The sequence below is a fragment of the Polaromonas sp. P1_F1 genome (assembly GCF_056405795.1).
This window is the reverse complement of sequence record NZ_JBFUBJ010000004.1, coordinates 337,172-357,014: the sequence shown is the minus strand read 5'-3', so window position 1 is coordinate 357,014 and position 19,843 is coordinate 337,172. Positions and strand designations below refer to the sequence as shown.

The 19,843-nt window shown below is 61.6% G+C and carries 21 protein-coding genes; 16 read left to right on the top strand and 5 right to left on the bottom strand.

Annotated elements, in window-relative coordinates; genetic code table 11:
• Positions 1 to 35: 35 nt before the first annotated feature.
• Positions 36 to 857, top strand: a complete 822-nt coding sequence (gene ppsR, locus AC1DZE_RS13945; protein ID WP_457278791.1) for a posphoenolpyruvate synthetase regulatory kinase/phosphorylase PpsR — start codon at positions 36 to 38, stop codon at positions 855 to 857.
• Between the two features lie 294 nt (positions 858 to 1,151).
• On the opposite strand, the gene modC is transcribed toward ppsR, so the two are convergent.
• The 3 genes from modC to modA are packed head-to-tail and all read right to left on the bottom strand — an operon-like array spanning position 1,152 to position 3,731.
• The gene (modC, locus tag AC1DZE_RS13940) at positions 1,152 to 2,249 is read right to left on the bottom strand and encodes a molybdenum ABC transporter ATP-binding protein (RefSeq protein ID WP_477673469.1); all 1,098 of its coding nucleotides are present in this window, start codon (positions 2,247 to 2,249) and stop codon (positions 1,152 to 1,154) included.
• Entirely contained in the window at positions 2,246 to 2,938 is a 693-nt protein-coding gene (modB, locus tag AC1DZE_RS13935; RefSeq protein ID WP_477671000.1) for a molybdate ABC transporter permease subunit, read from the bottom strand. Before modB ends, modC begins: the two co-directional genes overlap by 4 nt.
• Positions 2,939 to 2,975: 37 nt before the next feature.
• Positions 2,976 to 3,731: a molybdate ABC transporter substrate-binding protein gene (gene modA / locus AC1DZE_RS13930; RefSeq protein ID WP_477673470.1), complete on the bottom strand. Its 756-nt coding sequence runs from the start codon at positions 3,729 to 3,731 to the stop codon at positions 2,976 to 2,978.
• 127 nt (positions 3,732 to 3,858) lie between these two features.
• Between modA and AC1DZE_RS13925 the strand changes: the two genes are divergently transcribed.
• Positions 3,859 to 4,650: a TOBE domain-containing protein gene (locus AC1DZE_RS13925; RefSeq protein ID WP_477671002.1), complete on the top strand. Its 792-nt coding sequence runs from the start codon at positions 3,859 to 3,861 to the stop codon at positions 4,648 to 4,650.
• Between the two features lie 3 nt (positions 4,651 to 4,653).
• On the opposite strand, the gene AC1DZE_RS13920 is transcribed toward AC1DZE_RS13925, so the two are convergent.
• Positions 4,654 to 4,788: a hypothetical protein gene (locus AC1DZE_RS13920; RefSeq protein ID WP_477673307.1), complete on the bottom strand. Its 135-nt coding sequence runs from the start codon at positions 4,786 to 4,788 to the stop codon at positions 4,654 to 4,656.
• A 141-nt stretch (positions 4,789 to 4,929) separates the two neighbouring features.
• Between AC1DZE_RS13920 and ahpC the strand changes: the two genes are divergently transcribed.
• The 14 genes from ahpC to AC1DZE_RS13850 all read left to right on the top strand — a co-directional run bounded on the left by ahpC (position 4,930) and on the right by AC1DZE_RS13850 (position 19,228).
• On the top strand, positions 4,930 to 5,493 hold the full coding sequence (gene ahpC / locus AC1DZE_RS13915; protein WP_477671003.1) for an alkyl hydroperoxide reductase subunit C: 564 nt from the start codon (positions 4,930 to 4,932) through the stop codon (positions 5,491 to 5,493).
• 111 nt (positions 5,494 to 5,604) lie between these two features.
• Complete coding sequence (ahpF, locus tag AC1DZE_RS13910) at positions 5,605 to 7,176, top strand: alkyl hydroperoxide reductase subunit F (protein ID WP_477673306.1); 1,572 nt, start codon at positions 5,605 to 5,607, stop codon at positions 7,174 to 7,176.
• Positions 7,177 to 7,471: 295 nt separating this feature from the next.
• The gene (locus tag AC1DZE_RS13905; RefSeq protein ID WP_477700198.1) at positions 7,472 to 9,577 is read left to right on the top strand and encodes a TonB-dependent siderophore receptor; all 2,106 of its coding nucleotides are present in this window, start codon (positions 7,472 to 7,474) and stop codon (positions 9,575 to 9,577) included.
• A 57-nt stretch (positions 9,578 to 9,634) separates the two neighbouring features.
• Positions 9,635 to 10,813, top strand: a complete 1,179-nt coding sequence (locus AC1DZE_RS13900; protein WP_477700218.1) for a PepSY-associated TM helix domain-containing protein — start codon at positions 9,635 to 9,637, stop codon at positions 10,811 to 10,813.
• Positions 10,810 to 11,019, top strand: coding sequence for a hypothetical protein (locus tag AC1DZE_RS13895; RefSeq protein WP_477671006.1), 210 nt, complete (start codon positions 10,810 to 10,812; stop codon positions 11,017 to 11,019). The genes AC1DZE_RS13900 and AC1DZE_RS13895 overlap by 4 nt, the downstream gene beginning before the upstream one ends.
• A gap of 427 nt (positions 11,020 to 11,446) precedes the next feature.
• Complete coding sequence (locus tag AC1DZE_RS13890) at positions 11,447 to 12,220, top strand: ferredoxin--NADP reductase (protein WP_477671007.1); 774 nt, start codon at positions 11,447 to 11,449, stop codon at positions 12,218 to 12,220.
• Positions 12,221 to 12,360: 140 nt separating this feature from the next.
• Positions 12,361 to 12,837 (top strand): bacterioferritin, encoded by a 477-nt coding sequence (bfr, locus tag AC1DZE_RS13885; protein WP_457278807.1) that lies wholly within the window; start codon positions 12,361 to 12,363, stop codon positions 12,835 to 12,837.
• Positions 12,838 to 13,170: 333 nt separating this feature from the next.
• Complete coding sequence (locus AC1DZE_RS13880; RefSeq protein ID WP_477671008.1) at positions 13,171 to 15,477, top strand: TonB-dependent receptor; 2,307 nt, start codon at positions 13,171 to 13,173, stop codon at positions 15,475 to 15,477.
• Positions 15,478 to 15,562: 85 nt separating this feature from the next.
• The gene (locus AC1DZE_RS13875) at positions 15,563 to 16,270 is read left to right on the top strand and encodes a Fe2+-dependent dioxygenase (protein ID WP_477671009.1); all 708 of its coding nucleotides are present in this window, start codon (positions 15,563 to 15,565) and stop codon (positions 16,268 to 16,270) included.
• Positions 16,271 to 16,551: 281 nt separating this feature from the next.
• Positions 16,552 to 16,797: a (2Fe-2S)-binding protein gene (locus AC1DZE_RS13870; RefSeq protein WP_457278810.1), complete on the top strand. Its 246-nt coding sequence runs from the start codon at positions 16,552 to 16,554 to the stop codon at positions 16,795 to 16,797.
• Positions 16,798 to 16,929: 132 nt separating this feature from the next.
• Positions 16,930 to 17,616, top strand: coding sequence for an energy transducer TonB (locus AC1DZE_RS13865; RefSeq protein ID WP_477700197.1), 687 nt, complete (start codon positions 16,930 to 16,932; stop codon positions 17,614 to 17,616).
• 32 nt (positions 17,617 to 17,648) lie between these two features.
• Positions 17,649 to 18,365 (top strand): MotA/TolQ/ExbB proton channel family protein, encoded by a 717-nt coding sequence (locus tag AC1DZE_RS13860; RefSeq protein WP_477649634.1) that lies wholly within the window; start codon positions 17,649 to 17,651, stop codon positions 18,363 to 18,365.
• A gap of 71 nt (positions 18,366 to 18,436) precedes the next feature.
• Positions 18,437 to 18,847: an ExbD/TolR family protein gene (locus AC1DZE_RS13855; RefSeq protein WP_477673831.1), complete on the top strand. Its 411-nt coding sequence runs from the start codon at positions 18,437 to 18,439 to the stop codon at positions 18,845 to 18,847.
• Positions 18,848 to 19,009: 162 nt separating this feature from the next.
• The gene (locus tag AC1DZE_RS13850; protein ID WP_477671013.1) at positions 19,010 to 19,228 is read left to right on the top strand and encodes a hemin uptake protein HemP; all 219 of its coding nucleotides are present in this window, start codon (positions 19,010 to 19,012) and stop codon (positions 19,226 to 19,228) included.
• Between the two features lie 207 nt (positions 19,229 to 19,435).
• On the opposite strand, the gene AC1DZE_RS13845 is transcribed toward AC1DZE_RS13850, so the two are convergent.
• Positions 19,436 to 19,843: a GlcG/HbpS family heme-binding protein gene (locus tag AC1DZE_RS13845; protein ID WP_477700196.1), complete on the bottom strand. Its 408-nt coding sequence runs from the start codon at positions 19,841 to 19,843 to the stop codon at positions 19,436 to 19,438.

The window sequence follows — 19,843 nt, the reverse complement described above, 5'->3', positions numbered from 1 at the left end:
ATTTCCCCTCCCTGTCCCTCATTTATCCCCTTCCCATGTCCCAACGCACCGTATTTTTCATCTCTGACGGTACCGGCATCACCGCTGAAACCTTTGGTAACGCCATCCTGGCGCAGTTTGAATTCAAGCCGCGCCACGTGCGCCTGCCTTTTATCGACAGCGTGGACAAGGCCCACCAGGCGATCCGGCAGATCAATCACACGGCCGAAGTCGAGGGCAAACGCCCCATCGTCTTCACGACGCTGGTGAACATGGAGATCCTCGCGGTCATCAAGGCCCACTGCAACGGCATGCTGCTGGACATGTTCGGCATGTTTGTGGCGCCGCTGGAGGGTGAGCTGGGCATCAAGTCCAACCACCGGGTAGGCCGGTTTTCAGACGCGTCCAAAAGCAAGGAATACGACGACCGCATCGAGGCGATCAATTTCTCGCTGGCGCATGACGACGGCCAGAGCAACCGCGACCTGGCCGGTTCGGACGTCATTCTGGTGGGCGTGAGCCGCAGCGGCAAGACGCCGACCTCGCTTTACCTGGCCATGCAGTACGGCCTGAAGGCTTCCAACTACCCATTGATCCCCGAAGATTTCGAGCGCCGCCAGCTGCCGCCGGCGCTGGTGCCACACCGCAAGAAGATCTTCGGGCTGACCATCGCGCCCGAGCGACTGGCGCAGATCCGCAATGAGCGCCGGCCCAACTCCAAATACGCCAGCCTGGAGAACTGCCGCGACGAAATCCACGAGGCCGAAGCCATGATGCGGCGCGAAGGCATACGTTGGCTGTCAACCACCACCAAGTCGATTGAAGAGATCGCCACCACCATCCTGCAGGAAATCCGGCCGGAGCGGCTGGAGTACTGAGGCGGGGCCATGCACATCCCATGCCTCCGCACGGATGCACAAGGTGAGCATTCATCGAAGCAGGGGTCAGCGTCGACACAGATTTCCCGATGCATGGCGGCTGAAGCCGTTTTTTCCCGGGGATCGAGTGAGTTGCTACTGATTTGATAGCTGCTTGCGCCCGTCCCTATTGGCCAGGAAGCATTTTTTAGCGAAAAATAGAGCCTTGGGCCTGGCTAAAAATTTCGCATGAAATCAGCCGTTGCCCCAATCCCGACGTGCGCGAGCAGCTATCTTTTTTATAGCGGCGCCAGATCAGCCCAGCACCGCCACCCCCTTGACCTGCGCGTACACAAGGTTGTCAGGCTGCAATTGCAAGGCTTCCGCTGATTTTTGGGTGAGCCGCGCCAGCAGTGTGCTGCCGCCGGCGTCCAGGCCGACCATCACCTGTCCCGGGCTGTCAGCTGAAAGGCCGATGACGGTGACCGCAAAGATGTTCTGCACACTGGTGCCCTCCTGGCGCTCAAGCGTCAGGCTCACGTCACGCGCCTGGATGCGCACGCGCACGCGCTGGCCGACCTGCAGCGAAGGGTTGAGCAGGCTGATGCGTCCGCCGGGAAACTCGGCATGGCTCATGTGCCATTCGGGTTCAACGGCGCTGATCACGGCATCTATCACCGCGGCTGCGGCGTCGCCGTGCGCCAGCGGCAGGTCCAGCCGCGTCATCAGCTCGCGCGTGGGGCCTGAGGCCGTGACCCGGCCGGCGTCCAGCAGCACCAGGTGGTCGGCCAGCCGGGCGACTTCGTCCGGTGCGTGGCTGACGTAGAGCACGGGCATGTCGAGTTCGTCATGCAGGCGCTCCAGGTAAGGCAGGATTTCGGCCTTGCGGGCGATGTCCAGCGAGGCCAGGGGCTCGTCCATCAGCAACAGGCGCGGACTGGTGGCCAACGCCCGCGCGATGGCCACGCGCTGGCGCTCGCCGCCCGAAAGCGTGCCGGGCATGCGCCGCATCAGTTTTTGCAAGCCCAGCAATTCAATGGCGTGTTCCAGCGAGATGCGGCGCTGGGCAGCCGGCACGCGGCGCTGGCCGAAATCGAGGTTGCTGTGCACGTCCAGGTGGGCGAACAGACTTGCTTCCTGGAATACATAGCCCAGCGGCCGCTGATGCACCGGCAAGAAGACACCGGCCTTGTCGTCTTGCCAGACCTCGCCATTGACCGAGAGATGGCCGGTTGCTGCACGCTCCAGACCGGCAATGCTGCGCAGCAGGCTGGTTTTGCCCGAACCCGAAGGACCAAAGACGGCCGTGACGCCGCGCCCAGGCAAGTCCAGCGACACGTCGAGCGAGAAATCGGTGAAGACACGATGAAACGAGGCGGTGATGCCGCCTTCGAGAACGCTGGCCGGCCTCATGCGCCCTGCCCTTTGCGCCGGCCCGGCTGCAAGGCATTGAAGGTATAGAGCGCCAGCAGCACCAGAAAGGAAAACGCCAGCAGGCCGCCGGCCAGCCAGTGCGCCTGGCTGTATTCGAGCGCTTCCACATGGTCGTAGATCTGCACAGACATCACGCGTGTCTTGCCGGGAATGTTGCCCCCCATCATGAGCACAATGCCGAACTCGCCCACTGTGTGCGCAAAGCCCATGACGGTGGCGGTCAGGTAGGCGGGCCGGGCCAGCGGCAGCACCACGCTGAAAAAGGTATCCAGCGGCGAGGCTCGCAAGGTGGCAGCGGCTTCCAGCGGCCGTTCGCCAATCGCCTCAAAGGCGTTTTGCAGCGGCTGCACCACGAAAGGCATGGAATACAGCACCGATCCCACCACGAGCCCGGCAAAGGTAAACGGCAGCACGCCCCAACCCAGCGACTGCGTGAGCTGGCCCACCGGGCCGTTCGGCCCCATCAGTACCAGCAGATAAAAACCCAGCACCACTGGAGGCAAAACCAGCGGCAAGGCCACCAGCGCACCCACCGGCCCTTTGAGCCATGAACGCGTACGCGCCAGCCACCACGCCAGCGGCGTGCCGGCCAGCAGCAACACCACGGTGGTGGTGGCCGCCAGCCGAAAGGTCAGCACCAGTGCCTGAAGGCTTGCATCGTCGAGCATGATTCAGTGTCGCCTCTATGCCGCTTCTGTGCCGCGTTCAGGGCTCGTAGCCGAAGGAGCGGATCACCGCCCTGGCCTTCTCTGTTTTCAAAAAAGCCATCAGCTGCACCGCGGCCTTGCTGTCTTTGGCCTTGGCCAGCAGTACCGCATCCTGGCGAATCGGGCTGTGCAAGCTACCGGGAACAATCCACGCCGAGCCCGACCTGATCTTGCCGCCTTCGCAGACCTGCGAGAGCGCGATAAAACCCAGCTCCGCATTGCCGGTCGAGACAAAGCTGAAGGCCTGGCCGATGCTTTCGCCTTGCACCAGTTTGGGCTCCAGGGCGGCTTGCAGGCCCAGCTTATTCATGGTCTCGACGGCGGCAGCACCGTAGGGCGCGAGCTTGGGCGCAGCGATGGCGATCTTTTTGAAGTCGCCCTTTTTCAGGACCTCGCCCTGCGCATCAACCACGCCAGGCTGGGCCGACCAAAGCACCAGCTTGCCCGTGGCATAGGTAAAGCGGCTACCGTTCACGGCCGCGCCCTCCTTCTCCAGCTTTGCGGGAGTCTCGTCGTCGGCCGCGAGGAAGACCTCAAACGGCGCGCCATGGGTGATCTGCGCATAAAACTTGCCGGTGGCGCCAAAGGTCAGCACCGCTTTGTGGCCCGTATCTTTTTCAAAGTCCGCGGCGATCAGTTTCATGGGCGCGGTGAAATTGGCTGCCACAGCGACCTGGACTTCCTCCGCCAATGCAGCAGCCGATGCCAGCACGAGGCACAGAGCCGGCAGCCAGCGCAACGCAGTTTTGAACATGATGAAACTCTGGTGATGAAAGCTGGGGAGATGACAGGGACGAAGGCGAAGATGCGTTTTGAAAGAAAGTCACTCCTGTCGATTCGCTATTCTATTTTAGAATAGCGGTATCTGTCTCGAGGCTCCCATGAAAAAAGCCGCCAATTCCTCGCCCGCCGCATCCTCCTTCGCAAGCGCCTTCAGCCATGAACCGGCCGACAAGCGCATCGAGATCCTGCGCCTGGTCGGCGAAAGCGGCTCGATCTCGCAGGCAGCGCGGCAAGCCAAGGTCAGCTACAAGGCCGCCTGGCAAGCCATCGACACCTTGACCAACCTGGCCGGTGTGGCGCTGGTGGAGCGCGCTGTGGGCGGGTCGGGCGGCGGCGGCGCCACCCTGACGCCGGCGGGCCATAAGCTGCTGGCAGTGGCAGGTCTTTTGAACGACTCCCGCAGCAAGGTGCTGTCCGCCTTCAAGTCCGATGAACTGCTGCTGCCACGCGCGCTACCGGTACTGTCCAACATGAGCGTACGCACCAGCATGCGCAACCAGTTGCCCTGCCAGGTTGAGAAGATCGAGGTGCACGGCCAGATGGCGCGTGTGCACCTGAGGCTGGCTGGTGAGGCACTGCTGGTTTCGCGCATCACCAAAGCCAGCGCGGAACTGCTGGGCTTGCAGAAAGGGCAAACGGTACTGGCCCTGTGCAAGGCTACGGCGGTGGCCGTGCGTGAGCCGGCGGTTCCCGCACGACCAGAGGTTTGCGTATTGAGCGGCCGTGCGGTTCGGATCAGCCGCGGCGCCACGGGCGACGAAGTGTCGATGCAACTAGACGGAGGCCTGCAGCTGGTCGGCTTTGCGCCTGCCGGCAGCAGCCTCAAAGTTCGCTCCCCGGTACAGGCCCTGGTCGACGAATCAGCCCTCGTAATTGCCCTTTCGGCCTGATCGTCAGGCCGGCGCTTCAAAAAGGTATTGGCGCTGCAATGCCATACCGTCCTGCTGCTCTACCGCGTGAGCCGTCACACCCCACACGTTCCGGATGCACAAAGGCGTCAGCACGTCGGTCGTAGCGGCGAATAACAAGAATGGACAGTCAAAATCCGCCGCATCGCGCCTATTCGATAAATAGTTAATATCTATCGATATACTATATTTAAAAGAGTTATACTATCGTCTCAAAAGCATTTTTACCCGTTCTTTAACCCAGCATAGGAAGCCATCTAGATGTCCCTGATCAATACCCAAGTCCAGCCTTTCAAAACCCAAGCCTTCCTCAATGGCAAGTTCATCGACGTTTCAGACGAATCGCTGAAGGGCAAATGGTCGGTCCTGATCTTCATGCCGGCTGCGTTCACCTTCAACTGCCCTACCGAGGTCGAAGATGCTGCCGACAACTACGCCGAATTCCAGAAAGCCGGTGCTGAGGTCTACATCGTGACCACCGACACGCATTTCTCGCACAAGGTGTGGCACGAAACCTCCCCTGCTGTCGGCAAGGCCAGGTTCCCGCTGGTGGGCGACCCGACCCACACGCTGACCAAAGCCTTTGACGTGTTCATCCCTGAAGAAGGCCTGGCGCTGCGCGGCACCTTTGTGATCAACCCCGAAGGCGTCATCAAGACTGCTGAAGTGCACTCCAACGAGATCGCACGTGACGTCAAGGAAACCCTGCGCAAGCTGAAGGCAGCCCAGTACACCGCCGCTCACCCCGGCCAGGTCTGCCCTGCCAAGTGGAACGAAGGCGCCAAGACGATCGCCCCGTCCATCGACCTCGTCGGCAAGATCTAAGAACAGGTCTAACGCCCTGCAGCCTTCCTGACGAAGGCCCGGGCCCCGGCACACGCGTGTGTGCCGTCCCGGGCTTTTTTGTTCCTCATTGAAATTGAAAGTGACACTGCCATGCTCGACGACGCCACCAAAGCCCAACTGAAAAGCTATCTCGAACGCGCCACTGCGCCCATCGAAATCGTCGCTTCGCTCGACGGCAGCGAGGCTTCGGGTGAAGTACTGTCGCTGCTGAAAGATGTGGCCGAGTCTTCGCCCCTGGTCAAACTGACCGAAAGCCGCGACGACCCGCACCGCAAGCCCTCGTTTTCGATCAACCGCCCCGGTGAAAACCACGGCCCGCGTTTTGCCGGCCTGCCCATGGGTCATGAATTCACCTCGCTGATCCTGGCACTGCTGCAGATTGGCGGCTACCCGCCCAAAGTAGAGCAACCCGTGCTCGAGCAGATCCGCGCGCTCGACGGCGATTTCGACTTCGAGGTCTATGTCTCGCTGACCTGCCACAACTGCCCCGACGTGGTCCAGGCGCTGAACCTGATGGCGGTGCAGAACCCCCGCATCAAGACCACGATGATCGAAGGCGGCACCTTCCAGGACGAAGTGAAAGAGCGCGAGATCATGGGCGTGCCCACGGTCTTCCTCAACGGAACCATGTTCGGAAACGGCCGCATGAGCCTGGAGGAAATCCTGGCCAAGATCGACACCAGCGGCGTCGAACGTGAAGCCAAGATCATCGACAAAAAGGAAGCCTTCGACGTGCTGATCGTCGGCGGCGGCCCGGCCGGCGCGGCAGCGGCCGTGTATGCCGCGCGCAAGGGCATCCGCACCGGTGTGGCGTCCGAGCGTTTCGGCGGCCAGGTACTGGACACCCTGGGCATCGAGAATTTCATCTCCATCAAGGAAACCGAAGGCCCCAAATTTGCCCACGCGCTGGAAGAGCACGTGCGCAACTACGACGTGGACATCATGAACCTGCAGCGCGCCAAGGCGCTGGTACCGAACAGCGGGCCGGACAAAAACCTGATCGAAGTGCAGCTCGAAAGCGGCGCCTCGCTCAGGAGCAAGTCCATCGTGATTTCGACCGGTGCACGCTGGCGCAACATCAATGTTCCCGGCGAGCATGAGTTCAAGAACAAGGGCGTGGCCTACTGCCCGCACTGCGACGGCCCGCTCTTCAAGGGCAAGCGCGTGGCGGTGATCGGCGGCGGCAACTCGGGCGTCGAGGCGGCGATCGACCTGGCCGGCATTGTCGGCCATGTGACGCTGATCGAATTCGACACGGCACTGCGCGCCGACGCCGTGCTGCAGCGCAAGCTGAACAGCCTGCAGAACGTGACGGTGTTCACCAACGCGCAGACGACCGAAATCACCGGCGACCAGAAAGTCAATGGCCTGGTCTACAAGGACCGCGCCAGCGGCGAGCTGAAAACCGTCGAGCTTGAAGGTGTGTTCATCCAGATCGGCCTGGTGCCCAACACCGACTGGCTCAAGGGCGTGGTGGACCTGTCCAAACACGGCGAGATCATCGTCGACGCCAAGGGCCAGACCTCGGTACCCGGCGTGTTTGCTGCGGGTGACGTGACGACCGTGCCCTTCAAGCAGATCATCATCGCGGCCGGTGAAGGCGCGAAGGCGGCGCTCAGCGCGTTTGACTACCTGATCCGCAGCCCCATCACTGTGCAGTGATGCAGTGATGGGATACCCGAAAAGGCCGTCCTCTCCGGGCGGCCTTTTTTTGCGCGGTTTTTCACCGGAATTCCCCTGGGGCTTGCAAGGACCAAGATGAGAATTACTCTCATCTAGTGGTATAGTTCGCAGCGCCCTACTCGCTAGCCAAACAACCCGGCCGCCTTCTCGTGCTGCCAGGCGTAGCAAGCCAACAACCCGCCCACCGGCCCCCTGAAATTTCGTCACCTATCGTGGCGTCAGGGGCTGCTGTGCGCACGCCAGTTCCCTGGCGATCCTCCCCAGGAGTTTTGACTTGCTCACCTCGCATCCGCCGCACGCCGCGCGCCACCTTGCACCGTTCGCCATCCTTTCTCTGATCGCCGCGCTTCAAGGCGCATATGCCCAGACAGCGGCCGAGACAACCCTTCGCGAAGTGCAGGTGCGCTCCGACCAGGAGAAAGAGACCGCCACCGGCCCGGTGATCGGCTACCGCGCCAAAAGGGCTTCTACCGCGACCAAGACCGACACGCTGCTGTCCGAAACGCCGCAGGCCGTGACCGTCATCACCAGCCAGCAGATTACCGACCAGGGTGCCAACAACCTGCAGGACGCCCTGGGCTACGCCGCCGGCGTGCGCTCCGATGCCTATGGACTGGATTCACGAACCGACTCGGTGCGTGTGCGCGGCGCCAGCCCGGACAACTACCTGGACGGCCTGCGTGAAGCCTACGGCTACTACACCAGCCGCACACGCGCAGACCCTTACACGCTGGAGCGCCTGGAGGTACTGCGCGGCCCGTCGGGCATGCTGTTCGGCGCGGGCACGGCGGCCGGCGTCATCAACATGGTCAGCAAAAGGCCGCAAACCGAAACCCAGCGCGAAGTGGGCGTGCAGTTCGGCAGCAACGGCCGCAAGCAGCTCCAGCTCGACCTGACCGGCCCGCTGACGGAAGATGGTGAATGGCTGTACCGGCTGGTCGCACTCAAACGCAGCTCCAACACGCAGGTTGACTTCGTACCCGACGACCGCAGCCTGATCGCGCCGTCGCTCACCTGGCGGCCCAATGCTGCCACCTCGCTCACGTTGCAGGCACTGTGGCAAAAAGACAAGAGCGGCTCAACCTCGCAGTTCTTTCCCTGGGAAGGCACGCTGCTGCCCAACCCGAACGGCCAGTTGCCGACCAGCCGCTTCATCGGTGAACCGGGCGACTACTACGACTCCGAGCGCAAATCCATCGGCTGGCTGTTTGAGCACAAGTTCAACGACACCTGGACGGTGCGCCAGAACTTTCGCCACGCCACCAACGAGAACGACAACCGCTACCACTACGGCGACTTCTTCACCAGCCCCGGCAGTTGGGGGTCTGACCCGGTGACCAAGCGGCGCTTGGGCCGCATCAACGACAGCTCGCTCACACGCAACCGCATCACCGCGCTGGACAACCACGCCGAGGGCCATTTCACCACCGGCGCGCTCAAGCACACGCTGCTGGTGGGCGCGGACTTTGCGCGCCACAGCGAGAACACCTGGGCGGGCGCCACGGTCAGTGATATCGACGCCTACGCGCCCATCTACGGCAACCTGCTCATCCCCGTACGCGCGGCCCTGCCTGGCACCACGCAACGGCAAACAGGCCTGTATCTGCAGGACCAGATGAAGCTGGACAACTGGATCGTGACGACGGGCCTTCGCCATGACAAGTCCGTGTCGGGCGCCGAAGGCCGCCCTGATGAAGAAACCTCGGCCACCACCAGGCGCCTGGGCCTGATGTATGCCCACCCCTCGGGCTGGTCGCCCTATGTGGGCTACAGCGAATCCTTCACCCCGCAGGCCGCCATCAAGGGTCAACTCTTCACGCCGCTGCGCGGTGAGCAATGGGAACTGGGCCTGAAATACGAGCCGGCGGGCCGCGCACTGGCTTATAGTGCCGCGCTCTACGACCTGCGCGAGAAAAACCAGATTGCCTCGCCGCTGCCCAATGTCTACACCCAGGTTGGCGCCACGCGCACCAAAGGGCTGGAGCTGGAAGTCAAGGGCTCCGTCACGTCCAATCTGGAGCTGGTCGCGCACTACAACTACACCGAGCTGGACAAGCAGCTCGAAGGCTTGCCCCAGCACCAGGCCAGCGCCTGGGCCAGGTACCGCTTCTCCATCGCCGGCATGAATGGCTTTTCGGCGGGCGCCGGTGTGCGCTGGATGGGCGCTTTCCGGGACCAGCAAGGCGGCGGCAGCGGCCCCGAAATCCCCGCAGCCGCGCTGCTGGATTTGATGTTCGCCTACGACACCGCGAACTGGCGCTACGCCGTCAACATCAACAACGCGACCGACAAGACCTACTTCAGCACCTGCCTGGCCCGCGGCGACTGCTGGTATGGCGCGCGGCGCACGGTGGTGGCCAGCGCTACTTACCGCTTCTAGACGACAAGAAGGAGAGCCACGATGACCACGACCAGCCCCACGGGCAAGAAGACGGCGATGGACAGCCGGCGCATCAAGACCTGGACCTGGGTGCACAAATGGAGCAGCCTGGTTTGCACGGTCTTCATGCTGCTGCTGTGCCTGACCGGGCTGCCGCTGATCTTTCACCATGAGATCGGCCACCTGCTGGGCACCGAAGTTGAAGCTCCCGATTTGCCGAAGGGCACACCGCGCGCCAGCCTGGACAAGGTCATGGAAGTGGCGCAGGCACTGCACCCGGGCAAGGTGCCGATGTTCGCCTCACACGAGATCGACGACGACCGCTTCTGGTACGTCACGCTGGGCGACACGCCGCTGTCCGAGGTGGGTAACAAGACCGTCGCTGTCGATGCACGAACAGCAGCTGTGCTGGCCCAGCCCAGCTTCGACGAAGGCTTTATGTACGTGATGTTCAAACTGCACGTTGACCTCTTTGCCGGACTCGCGGGCAAGCTCTTTCTGGGCTTCATGGGGCTCTTGCTGCTGGTGGCAATTGTCTCGGGTGTGGTGCTGTATGCGCCCTTCATGCGCAAGCTGGACTTCGGCACGGTGCGGCAGACCCGCCCGCGCGCCCGCTGGCTGGACCTGCACAACCTGCTGGGCATCGTGACGCTGGTGTGGGCCTTCACCGTGGGCGCCACGGGCATGATCAACACCTGGGCCGACCTGTTGATCAAGTACTGGCAGTACGACCAGTTGAGTTCGCTGCTGGCGCCTTACCAAGGGCAAAAACCGCCGGCACGCCTGGCCTCGGTGCAGCAGGCAGCTTCATCAGCGACCGCGCTGGCGCCTGAAATGAAGATGGCCTTTATCGCTTTTCCGGGTACGTCGTTTTCAAGCCCGCACCACTACACGGTGTTCCTGCGCGGCAATGAGCCCTTCAACTCGCGGCTGCTCAAGCCCGTGCTGGTGGACGCAGGCACCAACAAACTCACAGCCAGCCCGCCGCTTCCCTGGTACCTGACCGCGCTGCTCGTATCGCAGCCGCTGCACTTCGGCGACTACGGCGGCATGCCGATGCAAATCCTCTGGGCCCTGCTGGACATCGCGACCATCATCGTGCTGGGCAGCGGCCTTTACCTGTGGCTTGGACGGCGCAATCCGGCCAAAGCCGCGAAGCCGGAAAAAACAGCACCGGCAGGGCAAGCACCAGCGCCGCATGCCGCACGCCATGAAACGACTGGCGGTGCCGCGTGAGCGCAAAGGCCGATCCCGCGAAGGGCTCCGCTTTCTGGCGCCTGTGGCGCTGGCCCCTCGTGCTGGGCATGCTCAGCACCACCGGCCTGCTGACCGCGCTGGTGTCTGACGGCTGGGGCGACTGGTGGTGCTGGCTGGGGTTGGGCGTGCCCGTGGCTGTGATGGCCTGGTTCTCGTGGGTGCCCGGAGGGCCGCGCAAACGCTGAATGGGCGGGTGATTGGTTTTTTTGTTCTGGCGCGATATGTACAGTTAATCTGGCAGCACTTTGAAGCGAAGCACAAGAACACCAAAATTTCATGCTAAAAGTGCCAGAAACCCTTATAAAACGGGCGCAAGCAGCTCCTGATTTAATAGCAATCCAAAAGAACCCTCACTGGCCACGCTTGCCCAGGTGCGGCTGCCTGGCGCTTGAGTTCTGTCACCGCTCGAAGTGCGATGGTGGTGTGCCTGACCTTGGCGCCGGTGTGGCGTCTATAGCCATCACCGGCGGCAGGCCCGCCCAGGCTATAAAATTCAGGCTTGCTCACGCACGATCTGAGGGCGCGACCTGAAGGGATGCGTGGTGAGTCCCTTGCATCACCCAAAGCCCTTTCTCGTCCCCCATTTCTTTCCTCTTCTCTTCTTTTTCTCTCATGAGCGCCTTCAACACAGAACGCATTATTTCCGTCCACCACTGGACCGACTCACTATTTAGCTTCACCGCCACGCGCGATTCGGGCTTTCGCTTCGTCAACGGCCAGTTCACCATGATCGGCCTGCCCGTGGACGGCAAACCGCTGCTGCGCGCCTACAGTGTGGCCAGCGCCAACCATGAAGACCAGCTGGAGTTTTTCAGCATCAAGGTGCCGGACGGCCCGCTGACTTCGCGGCTGCAGCACTTGAAGCCGGGCGACGACATTCTGGTCGGCCGCAAGCCCACCGGCACGCTGTTGTTGCAAAACCTGCTGCCCGGCGGCACGCTGTGGCTGCTGGCCACCGGCACCGGTCTGGCGCCCTTTCTCTCTCTGATCAAGGATCCCGACACTTACGAGCGGTTTGAGCGCGTGGTGGTGGTGCACGGTTGCCGTACCAGCGCCGAGCTCGCCTACCGTGAGCTGATCGAGCACGAGCTGCACGAGCATGAGTTCCTGGGCGAGCTGGTGCGCGGACGCCTGATGTATTACCCCACCGTGACGCGCGAGCGCTTTCGCAACGAAGGCCGCATCACCGAGCTCATGCAGTCAGGCAAGCTGTATAGCGACCTGGGCTTGCCGGCGATCTCTATCGGGAACGACCGCCTGATGCTGTGCGGCAGCCCCGACATGCTGCGCGACATCAAGGCCATGCTGGAAGAGCGCGGCTTTGAGGAAGGCAACATGCAGCGAGCCGGCCACTTCGTGGTGGAACGCGCATTTGCCGAGCGCTGACTGACAACGGGAAACGTTTGCAATGCGAACGTTTCTCACAATCAAACGCAACCAGACCGCCCGCGCAGGGGAATGCTTGAGTTACGGCGTGCGGCCAGTGACAATGGGCGATCCGCACTACACAACGATAAGGAATTTCCATGAAAGGCGACGCAAAAGTCATCGCTCACCTGCAGGCGCAGCTGAAGAACGAGCTGACGGCCATCAACCAGTACTTTTTGCACTACCGCATGTACAAGCACTGGGGCCTGGACAAGCTGGCCAAGAAGGAATACGAAGAGTCCATCGGCGAAATGAAGCACGCCGACAAGTTGATGGACCGCATCTTCATGCTCGATGGCCTGCCCAACCTGCAGGACCTGGGCAAGCTGATGATCGGCGAGGATGTTCCAGAAGCCCTGAACTGCGACCTGAAAGCCGAAACCGGTGCACAGGCCACGATCAAGGATGGCATTGCCCACTGCGAAAGCGTACGCGACTATGTCTCGCGCGACCTGCTGCAGGAGATCCTCGATGACACCGAAGAGCACATCGACTTCCTGGAAACACAGATTGAACTGCTTGGCAAGGTTGGCCTGCAAAACTACCTGCAAAGCCAGATGGGCGAGCTGAGCTGAATGTGGTCTTGAAATAGCCCGGTGACATACCTGGCACAAAACAGACGGGGCACAGGCCCCGTTTTTTTGTTTGCGCCAACGCTGACCGCTCCTGGTTTTCAAAGCCCTTTTTGTCGCCCCCTAAATTTGGCCTTTTTGCCACACAACCACCGTTTTCGTCCCTATTCCCGCAACATTCAGACACATCAGATTACGAATCATTATCATTTGATATACACTTCGAGCGAACTTTACGAGCCAGCCAACTCGCGCCCCTGGGCATTCCGAGCCAGCCAAGCTTTTTCCTGAACCCGGTCCACCGCCTGCAAGGCAGGACCCTGCTTGGAGGCCATCTTGGCATACCCTTCCGCTCGCGCCGCACGCCCTGCGCGCAACAAAAAAAACCGCACCATGGGCGCCGACAACTTCACGCCGTTTGCCGGCCCGGTTGCCAATCCTGCCGCATCTTCCGACAAAACACTGCTCCCGCTTGGCGCGCTCATGCTGGCTGTTTCGGTGTCGGGCTGGGCCCAGAGCATCACCCCGACGCCCAGCACCGGCACCACGACCGCTACGTCGTCCACCTCTGCAACACCTGTTGAAGGCAGAAGCCTGGCCCCCGTCACGGTGACAGGCACACGCGATCGCGCCAGCCAGACCTACCAGAGCGGCATTACCAGTGTCGGCAAGATGCCCGTGCCGGCCAAGGACGTTCCCCAGTCGCTGACGGTCGTCAACGAAAAGCTGATGCATGACCAGGGCAAGGACAGCTTCAAGAGCGCACTCGAAAACGTCGTCGGCATCACCTTTGAAGCCGGCGAAGGCGGCCGGGTCGGCGACAACATCCGCATTCGCGGCTTCAGCGCGGCGGGCGACATCTACACCGACGGCATGCGCGACATTGCGCAGTACAACCGCGACAACTTCAACACCGAGCGCGTGGAAGTGCTTCGCGGCGCGGCCTCCATGCTGTTTGGCCGCGGTTCCACCGGCGGCGTGATCAACCAGGTCAGCAAGCAAGCCCGCCTGATCACCGAGCACGAAGTGAACGCCACCGTCGGCACCAAAGGCTATCAGCGCTACCAGGGCGACTTCAATTTCAAACTCGACGACGACGCAGCTTTGCGCATCAACGCCATGGCCACCGATGGCGATGGCCGCGGCGAAAATGCCAGCGCCTCCACCCATCGCCGCGGCCTGGCCCTGGACTACCGCTTCGGCATCGGCACAGCGAACGAATTTGAAATCAGCTACTACCACCTGCACTACAACGACAAGCCCGACTGGGGCTTTGCGTGGTTTAACAGCCGCCCTGCACCAGGCACCGACAAATATTGGTATGGCCTCAACACCGACTTCCAGAACGACAAGGCCGACGCTGTCACACTGAGCCATACCCACCGATGGACCGACGGCAGCAGCCTGAAAACCACGGTGCGCGACGGCTACTACTCACGCACGCTTCGCGCCACGCAGGCCAGCTTTGCCGCCGGCACAACCCTGGCCAACCTGAACGCCAACACGGTGGTGAGCCGCGGCGCCACCAGCGCCGGCAATGCCAAGGCGGGCAACGAACACCACACATTCCTGCAAACCGACTACCTCACGACCACTCAGTGGTTTGGCCGCAAGAACAGCCTGCTGATCGGCGCCGAGTACGCCGTGGAAAATTCTGACCGCCTCAGCTACCCCCTCCTGACGGGGGCCAAGCCGACCACCACTGTGGGCAATCCCATCAGCACCGGCATCGGGGGCAATTACACGCAGAGGCTGGAAACGGCATTCAAGGCCACTACGCTGGGCCTGTACATGCAGGACACGATTGACCTCACGCAGTACTGGAAACTGGTTGCCGGCCTGCGCGTGGACAACTTCAAGGCCGACTACCAACGGCCCACCGGCATACCACCCAACAACGGGACGCTCGCCAGATCCGACAGCCTGCTGAGCAAACGGCTGGGCGTGATATATCAGCCGACCGATGAGGTCAGCTACTACGCCGCCTATGGCACGTCGTTCAATACCTCCGGCGACCTGTATCAGTTCGACCCGAACTCTGCCAACACGCCGCCCGAGAGCAGCCGCAACATGGAAATTGGCGCCAAGTGGGAGCTCTACGGCGGTGACCTGTCACTGCGCGCAGCCCTGGCCCGCACAGAGAAGTACAACGAGCGCAACACCGACATCGACACGAGCACCAACTCTTACCTGTTGTCCGGCAAGCGGCACACCGATGCGCTGGAATTTGAGGTCGCCGGCCGCATCACGCCCCAGTGGGATGTCTTTGCGGGCATCGGTTTCCTGACGGCGAGAATCGACAAGACCGGCGCCACCGCCGAGATCGGACAAAACCCGGGGCTGAGCCCAAGCCGCCAGGCCAACCTGTTCACCACCTACCGCATCGGCGACAAGTGGCGTATCGGCGGCGGCTTCACCGCCGTCAGCACCAACAAGCCGGCCAATGCCGTCACGGCCACCAACCGGGTGCCGGGCTACGTGAAGGCCGACGCGCTGGTGGAATACCGCATCAATGAAAAAAACACCGTCAAGCTGAACATCGACAACCTGTTTGACAAGGTGTACTACAACACGTTGTACCGCGGCTTTGTGGCGCCCGGCGACGCACGCAGCGTGCGCGTAACGCTCACCAGCAAGTTCTGATTCAAAAGAACGTTTTCAAGGTTGGGCACCTGGGGGATACTCCGGGTGCCCATTTTTTTTCAGTCGCCTTTCGGGAAGCCCCACCATGCTGCTTCGCATTCAACAAGCCCTCAAGCCGGACGAACTCGCGCAGGTCCGCCAGCTGATCCTGGGCGCCGATTGGGCCGACGGCCGCATCACCGCCGGCAGCCAGAGCGGCACCGTCAAGAACAACCTGCAGCTGCCAGAAGAGCTGCCCGCCGCCCAGCAGGCGCGCCACATCGTGTCGGTGGCGCTGGCCCGTAATCCGATGTTCGTGACCGGGGCGCTGCCCAAATCGGTCTATCCGCCCCTCTTTAACCGCTACGGCGGCGACGCCAACAACTTCGGCAACCACATTGACAACGCGGTACGCACGCATGCCGCCACAGCACGGCACGTGCGCACCGATATTTCCTGCACACTGTTCCTGAGCGATCCGGCCAGCTATGACGGCGGCGAACTGGTCGTGCAAGACACCTACGGCGAGCAACGCATCAAGTTCGAGGCGGGCGACCTGGTCATGTACCCGGGCACATCGGTGCACCGCGTGGAGCCTGTCACGCGCGGTGAACGGCTGGCCTGCTTCTTCTGGATCGAAAGCATGGTGCGTTCCGATGCCCAGCGCCGGCTTTTGTATGAAATGGATATGGCCATTACCTCGCTGCGCCAAAAGGACCTGGAACGCTCAACCCCAGGTGCGGCCGAAGGTGCCGAGGTGGTACGGCTTACAGGCTGCTATCACAACCTGCTGCGGATGTGGGCTGAGGTTTAGGCGGTTGGAGCGCGTTTGTCCTGCATCGTGAAGGGTTTTAGCAACCCATCACCCCGATGGTGCCTCGCTCACCCCCAGAAACAGCCTTTTCGCTATCTAATTCATAGCTGCTTGCGCCCGCCCAGAAAGGCTTACTGCTGAATTTGGCTTCGAAAACAAGGCCAAAAATCCTCTGCAAATAGCTCGCACTTCCTGAAATCCGCATCTCATGATTGCAAATGCGATAGATTCGCATTTATAATCAACACACCGATTGAATCAATCATCAGCCAAGCCCATCCATGATCGTTTGCGTCTGCCGCCGAATCTCCGACCGCGAAATTGCCCGCCATGCCCGAGCAGGCCTGGGCTTTGACGAGATCCAGTTCGAACTCGGCGTGGCCACCCAGTGCGGCCAGTGTGAAGGCTGCGCCCGCGACGTGGTGGCGCAGTGCAGTGCCAGCTGCCCGACGGCCAATATCAAGCTCGCCGCCCACACGCTGGAAGGCAGCCCATGGAACACCTTGCAACCTTCTCCCCAATACTGATTTCGGCCCTTCCTGTCAGCCTTGTGCTGGTGATAGGCTCCGCGTGGTGGATCTTCCGCCGCTAGTTTCCTGGTTGCCTTTTTGACCGAAACCGCGCCTCATGTGGCCATTCGCCCACCTATCTCCCTCTCGATGAACGCCACTTTCTCCACCGCACCACGCCCCGCCCCGCCGCGCCAGCCCCTCAGCCGCAATGCTGTTATCGCGCTCGTGGTAGTGGGCCTGCACGTGGGGTTCATCTGGGCGCTGCAAAGCGGCTTGTTGATGCGCGCCGCCGAAATCGTGATTCCTGCAGAAATCCTCACGCAATTCGTGGACCCGCCCGCCCCCAAGGTGGAGCCCGTCCCCCCTACCCCACCCACGCCGACCGTGCAGAAAAAAGCGGTTGCCAAGGCACCCGACAAACCCGCGCCCCAGCCGCTGGCCATCCCGGATCCGACACCTTCGCCCAATGCCCCGACAGGCGTTGTCACGCCGCCGCTGCCGCCAGCGCCTGTAGCCGTGGCTCCAGCCGCACCGCCTGCGCCACCGGTGGTACAGCTGCCGTCCAGCGATGCCGACTACCTGCAAAACCCGAAACCTCGCTACCCGACCCGAAGCATTCACCTGGAAGAGCAGGGCAAGGTGGTCTACAAGGTATGGATTGGCGTCGACGGAAAAGCCCAGCGCGCGGAACTCGTCACCTCGAGCGGTTTTTCCCGCCTCGACAAAGCCGCCTACGACGCAGTCATGAGTTGGCGCTACGTGCCCGGCAAACGAAACGGCGTTCCGGAAACCATGCCCTTCAATGTTCCCATCAACTGGACGTTGAAAGACTGAGCGAAATCTTTTTGAACCTGGAGTATTGATTCATGAATTCCCAATTCGGCCTTGCCAACGTCTGGAGCCAGGGCGATATCGTTACCAAATCGGTGGCCGTGCTGCTACTGGTCATGTCGCTCGCGTCATGGATGGTCATCATCATCAAGACGCTGGACCTCATCAAGTACAAAAAGATCGCGCGCGCCTCTGAAGACTTCTGGCACAGCGAAGACTTTGCCGCAGGCCTCACCAAGCTGGGCTCGGACCCCGCCAACCCGTTCCGCCAGCTGGCCCTGGAAGGCCGCGAAGCCACGCTGCACCACCGCAACACCAAGGCACACCTGCACGATGCCCTGGACGTGAGCGACTGGGTCACGCGCACGCTGCGCAATGCCATCGACGAATTCACCGGCAAGCTGCAGTCGGGCCTGGCCATCCTGGCCTCGGTCGGCTCCACCGCCCCCTTCGTCGGCCTCTTCGGCACCGTGTGGGGCATCTACCATGCGCTGCTGTCCATCGGCGCGGCCGGCCAGGCGACCATCGACAAAGTGGCTGGCCCGATCGGCGAATCGCTGATCATGACGGCGCTGGGTCTCGCGGTTGCCATCCCGGCGGTGCTGGGCTACAACGCGCTGGTGCGCGGCAACAAGGGCGTGCTGCAAAAACTCAGCCGCTTCGCGCATGACCTGCACGCCTACTTCGTCACCGGCGCCCGCGTGAGCGCCGGCGGCCAGCAGGCCAATGTTGTGCCAATGAAAAAAGCCTGAGAGCCAACCCTTTATCCTGCTCTGCCGCCCCACAGCCGCGGAGCTCCCTCATTCAGTGACCGAGAAGCACCATGGCCTTTGGAACCCAAGACGACAGCGATGAGGTGATGAACGAGATCAACATGACGCCCATGGTGGACATCATGCTGGTGCTGCTCATCATCTTCATCATCACGGTCCCCGTGATGAAGCATTCCGTCAACATCGACCTGCCGCGCGCCTCCAACGAAGCGCAAAACATCAAGCCGGAAACGGTTCGCCTGAGCGTGGATGCGGAAGGCAGCTATTTCCTGAACGAGACCAAAATTTCAGACGAAGAACTGGTCACGCAGCTCAAGGCGTCGGCGGCACAAAACCCGCAGCCAGACCTGCATATCCGCGGCGACAAATCAGTGCGCTACGAGCGCGTAGCCCAAGCCATGGCAGCAGCCCAACAGGCCGGGCTGCGCAAGATCGGTTTCATCACTGAACCCAAGAACTAACCAGGGCCTGCAGGACTGATCAGGGTCCTGGACGCATGCCTGCTGGACAGGCACTCCAGGTTTTTCACACAGAAAGAAACAAAACCGCAGCCTGGATTCGCTTGACTTTCAAATGAGAATGGTTATCATTAACTTAACGAAACCCAAACAGGTTTAACCATCATGTCCATCGCAATGCCCGCCTCTCATACCCTGAGCCTTCCTGCCCGCGCCCCTGCGCACACAGAGACCGCTTCTGGCAGCCATTCGTCGGGCGCTTCCGCCGCTTGCGTCAACAGCACCGAAATCCTGCGCGGGCAAAAGGCCGTGGAAATCAACCACAACGGCTCGACTTACCGCCTTCAGGCCACTCGCCTGGGCAAACTGATTTTGACCAAGTAAGCCGCCTTCACGGTTTCATCACCCTCTTCATCAGCACAGTTTCATCGTGGGGCGATCCGGGGCTACCAAGCCTCCAAGGTCGTTTTTAGCCAGCCACAGACCCCTTCGGGGTTGTTTAGCCAGGCTTTTTTTCTTGATGTTGTTCTGCTCTCGCCAACAAAAAAGCCGACCCTCTGGTCGGCTTTTTTGTTCCCGCTGCGAAGCGGTTTACAGGCCGATGGCGGCAATACCAGCGCGCGCAATTTGCGCATCTTCGCTGGATTTCACGCCGCTCACACCCACAGCGCCAATGCACTGCCCTTCTTTCACGATGGGTACGCCGCCTTCGAGCATGCCGTGAATGTAGGGCGCCGACAGAAAGGACGTACGGCCGCCGTTGATGACGTCCTCGTAAACCTTGCTCTCACGGCGGCCCATGGCGGCCGTATTGGCCTTGGAAGGTGCAATGTGCGAGGAAATGGGCGGTGCAYCGTCCAGGCGCTGCAGGTGCAGCAGGTGTCCGCCGTCGTCGACGATGGCGATGGTGACGGCCCAGTTGTTCTTGAGGGCTTCGGCCTCGGCGGCGGCGGCGATGGTTTTGACGTCGGCGAGTTCAAGCACTGCTTTTGATTTCAT